The sequence below is a fragment of the Pseudonocardia kujensis genome, assembly GCF_021283305.1.
GTDB classification, from domain to species: domain Bacteria; phylum Actinomycetota; class Actinomycetes; order Mycobacteriales; family Pseudonocardiaceae; genus Pseudonocardia; species Pseudonocardia kujensis.
In genome coordinates this window covers 1-13,952 of the sequence record NZ_JAJSOK010000057.1, presented here as the reverse complement: position 1 = coordinate 13,952, position 13,952 = coordinate 1, and the positions used below count along the sequence as shown (strand labels likewise).

Genomic DNA, 13,952 nt, shown 5'->3' with positions numbered 1-13,952 from the left:
GAGGAGGGTGGACGAATCCGCAGATCAGGGCCGTGATCGGGCTGGTCGGCACGGGTGCCCCCGGTGGGACTCGAACCCACACTGTGACCCTTTTAAGGGGCCTGCCTCTGCCGTTGGGCTACGGGGGCCCGGGTCGCAGCCTAACGACGGGCCGGCCGGAGAACGCCGACGGCGCCCGCCCCCGGTGAAGGGCGGGCGCCGTCGAGCGCCTGTCGGCCGGTGCCGCGTCAGCTGGCCTTGGCGTCGGCCTCCTGCGCGACCGTCGGGGGCAGCGGGGTCACCGTGCCGCCGGCGATCCGGCTGAACTCCGCCTTCGGCTCGTGGATCTGGCCCAGCGCCACGACCTCGCGGCCCATGAGCAGCGCGGTGGTCCAGTCCATGACGATCCGGAAGCGGCGGTTCCACGTGGGCATGCGGCTCACGTGGTAGGTGCGGTGCATGAACCACGCCGGGAAGCCCTTGAGCTTGATCCCGTAGACCTGGGCGACGCCCTTGTACAGGCCGAGGCTCGCGACCGAGCCGGCGTAGCTGTGCTTGTACTGCTTCATCTCGTACCCGCGCAGGTACGCGACGATGTTGTCCGCCAGGACCTTCGCCTGCCGCACGGCGTGCTGGGCCGACGGGCTCGTGCGCGCGTTCGGGTCGTCCTTGGTCAGGTCGGGGATCGACGCGCAGTCGCCCGCGCTGAACACGCCCTTCAGCCCGTCGACGGTGAGGTCGGCCGCGCACTCGACGTGCCCGCGGGGGCCGCGGGGCAGGTCGGTCTGGTCCAGCATCGGGTTCGGCTTGACGCCGGCGGTCCAGACGATGGTGTCGGCATCGAACTCCTGGCCGTCGGAGAGCACGACGTGGCCGTCGACCATCGACTCGACACGGGTCTCGAGGAGCACCTCGATGCCGGCGTCGAGCAGGCGGCGCACGGTGTAGGCGCCCATCTTCGGGCCGACCTCGGGCATGATCCGGTCCATCGCCTCGACGAGGACCCAACGCAGGTCGCCCGGCTCGATGCCCTCGTAGTAGCGGGTGGCGTAGCGGGCCATGTCGGCGAGCTCGGCCAGCGCCTCGACGCCCGCGTACCCGCCGCCGACCACGACGAAGGTCAACAGCCGGCTGCGCAGCTCCGGGTCGGCGGTGGTCGACGCCGCGTCGAGCCGGGACAGCACGTGGTTGCGCAGGTAGATGGCCTCGCCGACGGTCTTGAAGGCGATGCCCTGCTCGGGCAGGCCGGGGACCGGGAGGGTCCGGGCGACCGAGCCGGGGGCGACGACCAGGACGTCGTACTCCAGCCTGGTGGTGTGCCCGGCCGCGGTCTGCACCGTGACCTGCTTCTCGGCGTCGGAGACGGCGGTGACCCGGCCGGTCAGCACGCGGCAGCCGCGCAGCACCTTGTGCAGCGGGACGACCACGTGCCGCGGCTCGATCGAGCCGGCCGACGCCTCGGGGAGGAAGGGCTGGTAGGTCATGTGCGACTGAGGGTCGACGACCGTGATGTCGGCCTCCCCGCGGCGCAGCTTCTTCTGCAGCCGCAGAGCGGTGTACATGCCGACGTAGCCGCCACCGACCACGACGATTCGTTGAGCGTGCGCCATACCCACATTCGTACCCCGGAGACGTAAGCCCGACCGCCGGATGCGACGTGATCTGCGTCAGAGGGGGTGTGAGTTCACCGACAGCCCCGCCGCGCGCCCGGCGGCGCCGAGGACCTCCTCCAGCATCGCCGGGGTGAGACGGCCGGTGAAGGTGTTCTGCTGGCTCACGTGGTAGCTGCCGAACAGGTGCAACGTCGACGCGGGCCGCACCGACGCCAGCTCGACGTGCGCCCCGTGGCCGAAGCGCGGGCGCGGCCGCGGGATCGTCCAGCCGTGGTCGGCGAGCACCGGCAGCAGCGCCTGCCAGCCGAAACCCCCGAGGACGAGGACGGCGCGCAGGGTCGGGCGGAGCAGCTCGATCTCCGCGTCGAGCCAGGGCCGGCAGGTGTCGCGCTCGGCCGGGGTGGGCTTGTTCTCCGGCGGGGCACACTTCACCGGCGCGGTGATGAAGGTGCCGAGCAGCCGCAACCCGTCGTCGCGGTGCACCGCGGTCGGCTGGTTCGCGAGGCCGACGGCGTGCATCGCCGCGAAGAGGACGTCGCCCGAGCGGTCCCCGGTGAAGATCCGCCCGGTCCGGTTGCCGCCGTGCGCGGCCGGGGCGAGCCCGACGATCAACAGCCGGGCGTCGGGCGGGCCGAGCCCGGGGACGGGGCGGCCCCAGTACTCCCAGTCCCGGAAGGCCGCGCGCTTGTCCCGCGCCACCTTCTCCCGCCACTCGACCAGCCGCGGGCACGCCCGGCACCCGGTGACCCGGGCCTCGAGCTCGGCAGGGGTCGACGCCGCCGGCGCCGCGCGCCGGGGCCAGTCCGGTGCCGACACCTCGCTCGGCGCCGACGAGCCGCCCGCGAGCCCGTTCACGCGATCGATCGCGCGATCCCGTCGAGGATGTCGTGCTCGGAGACCACGAGCTTGCCGATGCCGGCGCGGGAGTGCAGCTCGTCCGCCAGCGCCTCGACGACGAGGGCGCCCGCGCCGATGACGTCGACCCGGCCGGGGTGGAGCGCGCCGAGCTTCTCGCGCTCCGCGCGCGGTGAGGTGACGAGCATCTGGGCGACCCGGTGGACGTCGTCGCGGGTCAGCGTGGACAGGTGCACGGCCTCGGGGTCGTACTCCGGCAGGTCCTGCGCGATCCCGGAGAGGGTGGTGATCGTGCCGGCCACGCCCACCCAGCACGACGCGCCCTCGACCGGCACCGCCTCGAACGCCTCGTCGAGGATCTCCCGGGCGAGCGCGCGGGCCTTCTCGACGTCCTCGGGTGCCGGCGGGTCGCCGGGCAGGCAGCGCTCGGTGAGCCGGACGCTGCCGACGTCGACCGACCGGGCCGCGGTGACGCCGCCGGCGTCGCCGATCACGACCTCCGTCGAGCCGCCGCCCACGTCCGTCACCACGAACGGGCCGTCGTCCGGGTCGAGGTCGCCGACCGCGCCCTGGAAGGACAGCCGGGCCTCCTCGTCGCCGCTGATCACCTCGGCGTCGACCCCGAGGACCTCGCGGACCATGCCGAAGAAGTCCTCGCGGTTGGTGGCGTCGCGGGTGGCGGAGGTGGCCACCATCCGGACCCGCTCGACACCCTTGCGCCGGATCGCCGCCGCGTAGTCGCCCAGGGCGACGCGGGTGCGCTCGAGGGCCTCCGGGTCGAGCCGGCGGGTCGCGTCGACGCCCTTGCCGAGCCGCACGATCCGCATCTCGCGGTGCAGGTCGCGCAGGTCCTTCGTGCCGTCGAAGGTCTCCGTGACGTCGGCGATCAGCAGCCGGATCGAGTTGGTCCCGCAGTCGATGGCGGCCACCCGGGACATGCGCGCTCCTGAGGGTTCGGGGTCGTTCCCGCTCACCGTATCGGCCGACGGGACGGTCCGGGGGCCGCGTGCTCCCGAAACCACCGGCCACGGGGTTACCCTCCGGTAATGAGCGTGGCACCGGGCACCGAGCTGGGCACCCACACCGTCGTGAACCAGGCCCCGCCGCTCGACGGGTTCGACCCGCTCGAGTGCGACCCCGGCCTGGCCGACGCGCTGCGCCGGGAGGGGGCGGCGCCCGACCTCAAGGCGCTCGCGCTGGCCGTCGGCTCGGCGGAGTACCGGGAGCACGCGCGGCTCGCCAACGCGCACGAGCCGGTCCTGCGCACCCACGACCGCTACGGCCACCGGATCGACGAGGTCGACTTCCACCCGTCGTGGCACGCCCTGATGCAGCTGTCCGTGGAGCACGGGTTGCACGCGGCCCCGTGGGCCGACGGGTCGCACCTCGCGCGCGCAGCCGGGTTCTACCTGGTCAGCACCCTGGAGCAGGGGCACTGCTGCCCGATCTCGATGACGTACGCGGCCGTCCCGGCGCTGCGCCACGCGCCGGAGCTCGCCGCGCGGTACGAGCCCGGCCTGGCCTCCCGCGCCTACGCGCCCGGCCTGGCCCGTCCGGAGACGAAGCCGGGGCTGCTCGCCGGCATGTCGATGACCGAGAAGCAGGGCGGCTCCGACGTCCGCAGCGGCACCACCCGCGCCACCCCGAACGCCGACGGCACGTACTCGCTGGTCGGGCACAAGTGGTTCACCTCGGCGCCGATGAACGACCTGTTCCTCACGCTCGCACAGGCGCCGGGCGGGCTGACCTGCTTCGTCCTGCCCCGCGTGCTGCCCGACGGGACCCGCAACGTCCTGCGGATCCAGCGGCTCAAGGACAAGCTCGGCAACCGGTCGAACGCCTCGGCCGAGCTGGAGTACTCCGGTGCCGTGGGGTGGCGGGTGGGCGACGAGGGCCGCGGCGTCGCGACGATCATCGAGATGGTCTCGATGACCCGCCTGGACTGCGTGCTCGGCGCCGCGGGCACGGTCCGCGCGGCCCTGTCCGAGGCGGCACACCACGTGGCGCACCGCTCGGCGTTCGGCGCGCTGCTGGCCGACCAGCCGCTGATGCAGGCCGTGGTCGGTGAGCTGGCGGTGGAGTCCGAGGCCGCGACCACCCTCGCGATCCGGCTGGCCGGGGCCGTCGAGCGGGGCGAGACCGCGTTCCTGCGGCTGGCCCTGCCGGCCTCGAAGTACCTGGTCTGCAAGCGGACGCCCGCGGTCGTCGCGGAGGCGCTGGAGTGCCTGGGCGGCAACGGGTACGTCGAGGAGTCACCGATGCCGCGGCTCTACCGGGAGAGCCCGCTGAACTCGATCTGGGAGGGCTCGGGCAACGTCACGGCGCTCGACCTGCTCCGCGCCCTGGCCCGCTCACCGGAGTCCGTCGACGCGGTGCTCGACGAGATCGCCCTCGCCCAGGGGGCCGACGCCCGTCTCGACCGGTCCGTCGAGCAGCTCCGCGCGGAGTTCCGCGTTCCGGAGCCGCGGCGGGCCCGGCGCCTGGCCGAGCTGCTCGCGCTGTGCCTGCAGGGCTCGCTGCTGCTGCGCACCGCCCCGGCCGAGGTCGCCGACGCCTTCCTGGCCGGCCGCCTGCAACCCGACGGCCCGTGGCGCACCGCGGGCACCCTGCCCGAGGGCGTCGCGGCGAAGCCGCTGCTGGAGCGCGTGACCCCCGCCGTCTGACGGCGGGTCAGGCGCAGTCGGTGCCGGTCCACCAGTCGCCGAGGAGTTCCAGCGCCTCGTCGCCGAACGGGTTCACGCCGGGCCCCCTGGCCAGGCTGTGCGCCACGTGGACGTGCAGGCACTTCACGCGGCCGGGCATCCCGCCGGCGCTGACGTCGGTGCCGAGCGGCTCGATCGCGTCCCGCTCCGCGAGGTAGGACTCGTGGGCCCGGCGGTAGTGCTCCGCCAGCTCCGGGTCCTCCTCGAGCCGCGCGGTCATCTCCTTCATCAGCCCGGAGGCCTCGAGGGTGCCGATGCGCGAGGCCAGGCGCGGGCAGGTCAGGTAGTAGAGCGTGGGGAACGGGGTGCCGTCGGGCAGCCGCGGCGAGGTCTGCACCACGTTCGGGTGGCCGGACGGGCAGCGCGAGGCCACCGCCCGCATCCCGCGCGGCGGCCGGCCGAGCTGGGCGGCGACCGTCTCCCGGTCCTGCTCGGAGATCGTGTCGCTCACTGTGCTGACCTCATCGGGGCGCTCCTTCGGTCACGTCGCTCCACAGGGTCCGGTACCAGGGGGTCGCCTTGCGCGCGGCCTCCACGTCGGCCGGCGAGGGCGTGTCCGGCAGCTGCACCACGTAGGGCACCTCGCCGGGCCGGACGTACCCGAGGCGCGACCGCGCCTCGGCCGCGACCTCGTCCGGGTTCGACAGCCGCGCCTTCTGCTCCTCCAGCTGCGCGACCTCGGCCGCCAGCGCGCGTTGCTGCTGCTGGACCGCGGCCAGCTCCTGCCGCTGCGCCACGTAGTTGCGCAGCGGCACGGCCACGGTCAGCGCCAGCGCGCAGACGACGATCGCGAGGATGGCCGCACGCCGGGTCGAGGACAGCCCGAGCAGCCCGCTCGTGCGGGCCACCACGTTCCCCGCCCGGGTCCGGGTGCGGGTGAGCCGCGGTTCGCGCACGCGCCGGCCGCCGGGCGCGGGGCGGGCCTGCCCGGCCCCGCCCCGGTCCGCCCGGGCGGCGGCCCGCTCGCGGACCCGCGCCTCACCCGCCACGCGGTCAGGCCCCCGGCGTGAACCGCGGGAAGGCCAGCTCGCCGGCGTAGCGCGCGGCGTCGCCCAAGCTCTCCTCGATGCGGAGCAGCTGGTTGTACTTGGCGACCCGCTCGGACCGCGCGGGCGCGCCCGTCTTGATCTGGCCGCAGCCGGTGGCGACGGCGAGATCGGCGATGGTCACGTCCTCGGTCTCGCCCGAGCGGTGGCTCATCATGCAGCGGTAGCCGTTGTTGTGCGCCAGCGTGACCGCGTCGAGGGTCTCGGACAGCGTGCCGATCTGGTTGACCTTGACCAGGAGGGCGTTGGCGGCGCCGCGGTCGATGCCGTCCTCGAGCCGCTCGGGGTTGGTGACGAACAGGTCGTCGCCCACGAGCTGGACCTTGTCGCCGAGCGACTCGGTCAGCGAGACCCACCCGTCCCAGTCGTCCTCGGCCAGCGGGTCCTCGATCGAGACCAGCGGAAACGCGTCGACGAGCTCGGCCCAGACCTTGGCCAGGTCCGCCGAGGAGAGCTCCTTGCCCTCGTAGCGGTAGACGCCGTCGGCGAAGAACTCGGTGGCGGCCACGTCGAGCGCCAGCACCACGTCGGTGCCGAGGGTGAAGCCCGCCTTGCCGATCGCCGTGGAGATCAGCTCGAGCGCGCCCCGGGTGCCGCCCGCGACGTCCGGCGCGAAGCCGCCCTCGTCGCCGAGACCGGTGGCCAGGCCCTTCTCCTTCAGCACCGACTTGAGCGCGTGGTAGACCTCCGCGCCCCAGCGCAGCGACTCGCGGAAGGACTCCGCGCCGATCGGCGCGACCATGAACTCCTGGACGTCGACCGAGGTGTCCGCGTGCGCGCCGCCGTTGAGGATGTTCATCATCGGCACCGGGAGCACGTGCGCGTTCGGCCCGCCGACGTAGCGGTAGAGCTCCAGGCCCGACGACTCGGCCGCGGCCTTGGCGACCGCCAGCGAGACGCCGAGCAGCGCGTTCGCGCCCAGGCGCGACTTGTCCGGGGTGCCGTCGAGGTCGACGAGGCGCTGGTCGACCAGGCGCTGGTCCACCGCGTCCAGCCCGGTCAGCTCCGGGCCGATCTCGTCGAGGACCGCGGCGACGGCCTTCTCGACACCCTTGCCGCCGTACCGCTTCGGGTCCCCGTCGCGGAGCTCGACGGCCTCGTGCTCGCCCGTCGAGGCCCCGGAGGGGACCGCGGCGCGCTCCAGCGTCCCGTCGTCCAGCGCGACCTCGACCTCGACCGTGGGGTTCCCCCGCGAGTCGAGGATCTCGCGCGCGCCGACCTGCTCGATGACAGCCACCCAATAGCTCCTGTTCTCTCCGGCTCGCCGGAACTCGCGGGTCAGGGTAACCACCCGTCCCCGTGATCAGGGCGGCGAACCGCCGCCGAGCCGCGCACGTCACGCCCCGGTGCGGGGCGGTCGCCCCGTGTCAAGACCTCGCGGATCGCCCGCCCGCGGCCTACCGTAGGAATGACCATGACGAGTCAGCCTGCATCGGAGCCCGGTCCGCGCGCCCGCAACCGTGTCTTCGAGGGGTTCCGCCGCGCGGAGCTGCTCCTGGCCGACCGGCGGCCGCTCGACGCGCTGCAGGCTTTGCTCCCGGTCCTCGAGAGCCAGCCCAACGACGCGTCGGTCCACCTGCTCGCGGGCCGCGCCTACCTCGACTCGGCCCAGCTCGCCAAGGCCGAGGAGGCCTTCTGCCGGGTGCTCGAGCTCGACCCGGCGGACCACTACGCCCGCTTCGCGCTCGGCAAGGCGCTGCAGCGGCAGGGCCGGCTCGGCGAGGCCAAGGGCCAGCTGCAGATGGCCACGGTGATGGACCCGCGCCCGGAGTACCAGGAAGCGCTGGGCGAGGTGCGGGCGAGGATCGCCCGCATCACCGAGTAGCGGCGCCGCACCGCCCGTCGATCACGGTTGCGGCTCGCGGCCCGACATCCATCACAAATCGGACATACGCCCTGCTCAGCCTGCCTACCCGGGCCTACCGCGTCCCCCGTTCGGGAAGATAGCCTCACCTCGGTCCGCTGAGCCTCACCTCAGCGGAGGTACGCCGACACAGAGGAGACCGGGACGGTGCTGGGCAACGCCCTGATCGGGTTGCGCGAGGGCCTCGAGGCCTCGCTCGTCGTCAGCATCCTGGTCGCCTTCCTGATCCGCACCGACCGCCGGCGCGAGCTGCCGAAGGTCTGGGCGGGCGTCACGTTCGCGATCCTGGTCAGCATCGGGGTGACGCTCGGGCTCACCCTCGCCGAGCAGGCCCTCACCTTCCAGGCCTCCGAGGCCCTCGGCGGGTCGCTGTCGATCGTCGCCGTCGGGTTCGTCACCTGGATGATCTTCTGGATGCGCGCCAACGCGCGGGCGCTGAAGACCGAGTTGGAGGGCAAGCTCGAGGCGGCGATCAAGATGGGCCCGGTGGCCGTCGTCGTGATGGCCACGCTGGCCGTGGGCCGCGAGGGGCTGGAGACGGCCGTCTTCTTCTTCTCCGCCGCCCAGGCCGCGGGCGAGACCCTGCAGCCGCTCATCGGCTTCCTGATCGGCATCGCGATCTCGGTCGTGATCGCCTACCTGATCTACCGCGGCGCGATGCGGATCAACCTGGCCAAGTTCTTCACCGTCACCGGCTTCTTCCTGGTCTTCGTGGCCGCGGGCATCCTCGCCTACGGGGTGCACGACCTCCAGGAGGCCGGTCTGCTGCCCGGCCTGAACACGCTGGCGTTCGACGTCAGCGCCCAGGTCCCGGCGGACTCCTGGTACGGGACGCTGCTCAAGGGCGTCCTCAACTTCTCCCCCCGGACCACGGTGCTGGAGGCCAGCGTCTGGTGCCTCTACGTCGCGGTCGTCCTGACGCTGTTCCTGTTGCCCCAGCGCACGCGGTCCACCACCGCCGCCGCCGCGTGACATCACCGAGGAGAACGCCCATGTCCCGCAGGACCCCGGATCACCGCAGAGCAGGCGCCGCCGTGCTCGCGGCCGGCACCGCCCTGCTGCTCGCCGGCTGCACCAGCACGGCCCAACCCCCGGCCGCCCAGGGCGGCGGCGGGCCGATCGCGGTCAACGCCAGCGACACCGCCTGCGAGGTCTCCGCCACCGAGGCGCCCGCCGGCAACATCTCCTTCACCGTGAAGAACACGGGCACGAAGGTGACCGAGTTCTACCTCTACGGCACCGGCGACCGGATCATGGGCGAGGTCGAGAACATCGGCCCCGGCTTGTCCCGCGACCTGCTCGTCGAGGTGCCCGACGGCGGCAGCTACACCACCGCCTGCAAGCCCGGCATGGTCGGCGACGGCATCCGCGCGCCCTTCACCGTGACCGGCACGGCCCAGCGCTCCACGGACACGAACGGGAAGCTGGCCGACGCGACGGCCGGGTACACCCGCTACGTCACCTCGCAGACCGAGGCGCTGGTCGCCAAGAACAAGGAGTTCACCGACGCCGTCAAGGCGGGGAACGTGGCCCAGGCCAAGGCCCTGTACCCCGTCTCCCGGACCTACTGGGAGCGGGTCGAGCCGGTCGCGGAGTCCTTCGGCGACCTCGACCCGAAGATGGACGGCCGGGAGGACGACGAGCGCGAACCGGGCGTCCCGTTCACCGGTTACCACCGGCTCGAGAAGGACCTGTGGGTCGACGGGCTGCAGCCCGACTCGGGGCAGATCGCCGACCAGCTCGACGCGGACGTGCTCGACCTGCAGAGCCGCGTGAAGAGCGTCCAGCTCACCCCGGTCCAGCTCGCGAACGGCGCGAAGGAACTGCTCGACGAGGTCGCCACCGGAAAGATCACCGGTGAGGAGGACCGCTACTCCCACACGGACCTCTGGGACTTCAAGGCCAACGTCGAGGGCAGCCAGGCCGCGATCGCGGCGCTCCGGCCGGTCATCGACGAGAAGGACCCGAACCTGGGTCCGACGCTCGACCAGCGTTTCGCCGACGTGGAGAAGCTGCTCGAGGGCTACCGCACCCCGGACGGCGGCTTCGTGCTCTACACGCAGCTGACCCCGGAGGACACCAAGAAGATGGCCGACTCGGTCGACGCGCTCGCCGAGCCGGTCTCCCAGGTCGCAGGAGTCGTCACGTCGTGAGTGCGAGCCGGTCCCCGTCCTCGACACCGGAGAGCCCGCCCGTCGAGCCGCCGCCCACCGACCCGCCCACCGGCGGGGACGGCGGGGGCGGGTTGTCCCGGCGGCGGCTGTTCGGCTACGCGGGGGCCGGCGTCGCGCTGGCCGGCTCCGGCGCGGCGATCGGCTACGCCGCCGGGGCCTCCGGTGGCGGACCGGACCGCCCGGGCGTCGTCCCCTTCCGGGACACCCACCAGGCCGGGATCGTCACGCCGGCGCAGGACCGGCTGCACTTCGTGGCCCTGGACCTGACGACCACCGACAAGGCCGAGGTCCAGCGGCTGCTGCAGAAGTGGACCACCGCGGCCGAGCGGATGACGGCCGGGCAGGAGGTCACCGAGAACGGCGCGGTCGGGCTGAACAAGTACGCCCCGCCCACCGACACCGGCGAGGCCCTCGGACTGCCGGCCGCCTCGCTCACCCTGACGATCGGGTTCGGCGCGTCGTTCTTCGAGAAGCTGGGCCTGCAGGACCGGATGCCGGCCGCGCTGGCGCCGCTGCCCTCGTTCACCGGGGACAACCTCGACCCGAACCGCTCCGGCGGCGACGTCTGCCTGCAGGCCTGCGCCGACGACCCGCAGGTCGCGGTGCACGCGATCCGCAACCTCGTGCGGATGGGCTTCGGCACCGCGTCGGTGAAGTGGTCCCAGCTCGGGTTCGGCCGCACGTCGTCGACCTCGACCGCGCAGGACACCCCGCGCAACCTCTTCGGCTTCAAGGACGGCACCAACAACCTCAAGGCCGAGGAGCCCGCGGACCTCGACGCGAACGTCTGGGTGCAGCCCGGCGACGGGCCGGACTGGATGACGGGCGGGTCGTACCTGGTCGCCCGCCGGATCCGGATGCACATCGAGATCTGGGACCGGACCTCGCTCGACGAGCAGGAGCAGATCGTCGGGCGCAGCAAGGGCGAGGGGAACCCGCTGAGCGGGGCGAAGGAGTTCGACGTCGCCGACCTCGCGGCCAAGGGCCCGGACGGGCAGCCGGCCATCGCGACCGACGCGCACATCCGGCTGGCGTCGGCCGAGGCGCACAACGGCGCGAAGATGCTTCGCCGCGGCTACAACTTCGTCGACGGCTCGGACGGCTCGGGCCACCTCGACGCCGGTCTGTTCTTCCTCGCGTTCGTCCGCAACCCGCAGACGCAGTTCGTACCGATCCAGCGGGCGCTGGCGAACAAGGACAAGATGATGGAGTACCTGGAGCACAACGGCTCCGCACTCTTCGCCGTCCCACCCGGCGTGCGTGACGGGGAGTACTGGGGCCAGGGCCTGTTCGCCTGAGACCTCCCGCTCCGGGAGTCGGTGTCCGAACTGAGAGCACCTGCGGCCGAGCGGAGCAACAGCCCACCCCGAACGCCCCGTCGGGCGGCATGTCGTCGCGCGGGGACGGCTGTTCGCCGCGGCCGGGCAACCCGGTCTCTCAGCTCGGCCCGTTCCGGCGCGCAACGGATCTAGCGTCTTCCCGTCGCGCGGGCGCTCCCCCTCGGCCCGGACCGGGCCCGCCCCGCGCGCGTCGGCGGCGGACCGGTGTCACCGGGACGGCGCCTGCAGGACGAGAGGTTCCCCGGATGGGTTCACGACACTCCGTGGAGCGCGCACGCCGCTCCCACAGACCCGCGCTGCTGCTGGTCCTCCTCGCCTTCGCCGCCGTCGCGATCGGCGCTGCGGTGACCCCCGCCTTCGCCGCGGGGCGGACGGCGGGCACACCGGGTCCGGCGCAGGCCGCCGCCACGGCCACACCGGCCGACCGGGCCGACGGCACCCCGCAGCCCGGCCCGGAGGACGGCCGCAAGGCCGGTGGCCGGCACGCCGCCCCGGCGCAGGCAGCCGGCCGGCAGCAGGGCACCGCCGGGATCCAGAACGGCGGACAGCAGAACGGGGCCCAGCAGAACGGCAACCAGAACCAGAACGGCAACCAGGACCAGAACGGCGCCCGGAACCAGAACGGGGCCCAGAAGCAGAACACGCCCAACCCGAACTGCACGCTCACCGTGCCGCCCGCCCCGCTCACCGCGGCCGGTCTCGCCACTCCCTATCGGCTGCGGGGCACCGGCGACGGCGGGGACTGCCACGAGGCGAACACGGCCCAGTCGGCCTTCGTCGAGGCGACGATCCTCGACCCGGCCACCGGCTCGCTGTCCGTGTACCACCCGCTGGTGATCGACGAGGGCTCACAGCCCGCCGCCGCGCCCGTCCCGGTGACCCTGCCGGCGAACGCCGTGGTCGGCATCTGGTTCGGGTTCCAGGGCGACGCGCTGACCCTGCGCACCTCGCCCGCCGACGCGCAGACCTGCGTGAACGGGCTGCCGGGCTCGCCGTTCGGCCAGTTCGCCGACTGCAACGGCGCGGCCTTCTTCGGCGCCGCGAACGCCGCGATCAAGGCCGGCATGCTGAAGGTCCCGGCGCTCGGCACGGGCCGCGACGGCCTGCCCTGCCCCACGACCCGCGACTTCGCCGTGGTCGACCAGGACCAGAGCGACAACCTCGTGACCCGGTACCGCGCCACCCGGGACGGCCGGATCGCGCAGGACTCCCCCGCCAACACCGGCCTCGGCGGCACGGTGCTGACCAACGCGTCGGACAACGGGCTGCTGGCGAGCGCGGTCGACCCTGCGCTCGGATGCACACCGTTCACCGCGCCGGACCTCACCGCGGGTGGCGCGCCGACCCCGTCGCTCGCGCTGAACGAGCTGCAAGCCGCGGCGGACCAGCCCGCGCCGGTCGCGACCGTGCCGCTCGACGACCCGATGGTGAAGGTCGACGACCGCACGAGCACGGCGAAGACGAACCTGTACCGGGCCGGGGTCGACATGGCTCCGCTCGGTGCCGGTGACCCCGGCGACGGTGCGGCCTACTGCCGCAACCTGGCCGCCGTCGCCCCGGACCGGCTGGCCCGGGACCGCGACCTCCTGCAGGCGGCGGCCTCGCCGGACCCGGCCGCGGCGAAGACCCTGTTCGGCTTCCTCACCCAGCGGCTCACCACCTCGTGGCAGAACCTCGGCTGCCAGGACCTGGTGCACGCCGGGCCGCCGCAGGTGGCCGGGGCGCCGAAGGCGCAGCAGCAGGACAACTGATCCCGGGACCGGCCGCCGCGCCCCCGGCACTGCCTCAGGCGGGCCAGGCGCGGCGCCAGGTCTCCGGGTCGAGGGCGTGCGGGTCGGCGCCCTCGGCGGCGGCGGAGCGCTCGGCGGCGCGGACCCGCTCGGCGAAGGCGCGGGCGGCGGTGCGGAGCTCGGCCTCGGGGTCGGAGCCGCCGAGCTTCGCCCGCGCGACCTGCCGGAACAGCTCCTCCCCCACCCCGTCGCCGGCGGGCAGCAGGTCCTCGGGCAACCCGGCGCGGGCGGTGCGGGACACCAGCTTCGCGGCGAGCGCGACGGCCGGCTGCCCCAGCGGCACCCCGTCGACGGAGGAGCTGCGCTGCTTCTCGGCGCGCTTGAGCTCCTCCCAGCGTCCCTCCTGCGCGGTCGCCGTCTCGATCCGCTCGGACCCGGCGAAGACGTGCGGGTGCCGCCCGACGAGCTTGGCCACCAGGCCCTCGGCCACCGCGTCGACGTCGAACGCGCCCTCGGCCGCCTCCTGCGCGACCCGGGCGTGGAACAGCACCTGGAGCAGGACGTCGCCCAGCTCCTCGCGCATGTCGGCGCGATCGCCGTCCTCGATCGCCTGGTACAGCTCGTAGCACTCCTCGACGAGGTACTGCAG

General features: G+C 73.6%; 13 protein-coding genes and 1 tRNA gene. 6 read left to right on the top strand and 8 right to left on the bottom strand.

From position 1 onward, the window contains the following. Window positions 1-55 precede the first annotated feature (55 nt). From LWC35_RS29180 to LWC35_RS29165, 4 genes are all read right to left on the bottom strand, one after another. Window positions 56-128 (bottom strand) — tRNA-Leu (locus LWC35_RS29180). Window positions 129-227: 99 nt separating this feature from the next. Further along, window positions 228-1,589, bottom strand: coding sequence for an NAD(P)/FAD-dependent oxidoreductase (locus tag LWC35_RS29175; RefSeq protein ID WP_232873487.1), 1,362 nt, complete (start codon window positions 1,587-1,589; stop codon window positions 228-230). A 57-nt stretch (window positions 1,590-1,646) separates the two neighbouring features. Beyond that, window positions 1,647-2,408, bottom strand: coding sequence for a uracil-DNA glycosylase (locus tag LWC35_RS29170; protein WP_308194695.1), 762 nt, complete (start codon window positions 2,406-2,408; stop codon window positions 1,647-1,649). A gap of 35 nt (window positions 2,409-2,443) precedes the next feature. After that, the gene (locus LWC35_RS29165) at window positions 2,444-3,385 is read right to left on the bottom strand and encodes a Ppx/GppA phosphatase family protein (protein ID WP_232873486.1); all 942 of its coding nucleotides are present in this window, start codon (window positions 3,383-3,385) and stop codon (window positions 2,444-2,446) included. 108 nt (window positions 3,386-3,493) lie between these two features. On the opposite strand from LWC35_RS29165, the gene LWC35_RS29160 reads away from it, so the two are divergent. After that, window positions 3,494-5,110 carry an acyl-CoA dehydrogenase family protein gene (locus LWC35_RS29160; protein ID WP_232873485.1) on the top strand — a complete coding sequence of 539 codons (1,617 nt, stop codon included), beginning with the start codon at window positions 3,494-3,496 and terminating at the stop codon, window positions 5,108-5,110. 7 nt (window positions 5,111-5,117) lie between these two features. Here LWC35_RS29160 and LWC35_RS29155 read toward each other — a convergent pair whose 3' ends face one another. The 3 genes from LWC35_RS29155 to eno are packed head-to-tail and all read right to left on the bottom strand — an operon-like array spanning window position 5,118 to window position 7,432. Beyond that, entirely contained in the window at window positions 5,118-5,588 is a 471-nt protein-coding gene (locus LWC35_RS29155; RefSeq protein ID WP_372463123.1) for a DUF501 domain-containing protein, read from the bottom strand. A gap of 22 nt (window positions 5,589-5,610) precedes the next feature. After that, complete coding sequence (locus LWC35_RS29150) at window positions 5,611-6,138, bottom strand: FtsB family cell division protein (RefSeq protein WP_232873484.1); 528 nt, start codon at window positions 6,136-6,138, stop codon at window positions 5,611-5,613. A gap of 4 nt (window positions 6,139-6,142) precedes the next feature. Further along, complete coding sequence (gene eno, locus LWC35_RS29145; RefSeq protein ID WP_232873483.1) at window positions 6,143-7,432, bottom strand: phosphopyruvate hydratase; 1,290 nt, start codon at window positions 7,430-7,432, stop codon at window positions 6,143-6,145. Window positions 7,433-7,603: 171 nt separating this feature from the next. On the opposite strand from eno, the gene LWC35_RS29140 reads away from it, so the two are divergent. From LWC35_RS29140 to LWC35_RS29120, 5 genes are all read left to right on the top strand, one after another. Continuing rightward, window positions 7,604-8,020, top strand: a complete 417-nt coding sequence (locus LWC35_RS29140; protein ID WP_372463121.1) for a tetratricopeptide repeat protein — start codon at window positions 7,604-7,606, stop codon at window positions 8,018-8,020. Window positions 8,021-8,206: 186 nt separating this feature from the next. Beyond that, a complete protein-coding gene (gene efeU / locus LWC35_RS29135) occupies window positions 8,207-9,031 on the top strand; it encodes an iron uptake transporter permease EfeU (protein WP_232873481.1) in 825 nt (274 codons plus the stop codon). 20 nt (window positions 9,032-9,051) lie between these two features. Beyond that, on the top strand, window positions 9,052-10,212 hold the full coding sequence (gene efeO / locus LWC35_RS29130; RefSeq protein WP_232873480.1) for an iron uptake system protein EfeO: 1,161 nt from the start codon (window positions 9,052-9,054) through the stop codon (window positions 10,210-10,212). Window positions 10,213-10,304: 92 nt separating this feature from the next. Then, a complete protein-coding gene (efeB, locus tag LWC35_RS29125; protein ID WP_232873523.1) occupies window positions 10,305-11,531 on the top strand; it encodes an iron uptake transporter deferrochelatase/peroxidase subunit in 1,227 nt (408 codons plus the stop codon). Between the two features lie 287 nt (window positions 11,532-11,818). Beyond that, window positions 11,819-13,324 carry a hypothetical protein gene (locus LWC35_RS29120; RefSeq protein WP_232873479.1) on the top strand — a complete coding sequence of 502 codons (1,506 nt, stop codon included), beginning with the start codon at window positions 11,819-11,821 and terminating at the stop codon, window positions 13,322-13,324. Between the two features lie 34 nt (window positions 13,325-13,358). On the opposite strand, the gene LWC35_RS29115 is transcribed toward LWC35_RS29120, so the two are convergent. Next, window positions 13,359-13,952, bottom strand: a 594-nt coding sequence (locus LWC35_RS29115; RefSeq protein WP_232873478.1) for a nucleoside triphosphate pyrophosphohydrolase, incomplete at its 5' end; no start/stop codon positions are given.

Excerpts from the sequence above, each read along its gene's own strand:
- LWC35_RS29140 (WP_372463121.1), top strand. The coding sequence starts at position 7,604 with ATGACCATGACGAGTCAGCCTGCATCGGAGCCCGGTCCGCGCGCCCGC.
- LWC35_RS29175 (WP_232873487.1), bottom strand. The coding sequence starts at position 1,589 with ATGGCGCACGCTCAACGAATCGTCGTGGTCGGTGGCGGCTACGTCGGC.
- LWC35_RS29120 (WP_232873479.1), top strand. The coding sequence starts at position 11,819 with ATGGGTTCACGACACTCCGTGGAGCGCGCACGCCGCTCCCACAGACCC.
- LWC35_RS29165 (WP_232873486.1), bottom strand. The coding sequence starts at position 3,385 with ATGTCCCGGGTGGCCGCCATCGACTGCGGGACCAACTCGATCCGGCTG.
- LWC35_RS29160 (WP_232873485.1), top strand. The coding sequence starts at position 3,494 with ATGAGCGTGGCACCGGGCACCGAGCTGGGCACCCACACCGTCGTGAAC.
- efeO (WP_232873480.1), top strand. The coding sequence starts at position 9,052 with ATGTCCCGCAGGACCCCGGATCACCGCAGAGCAGGCGCCGCCGTGCTC.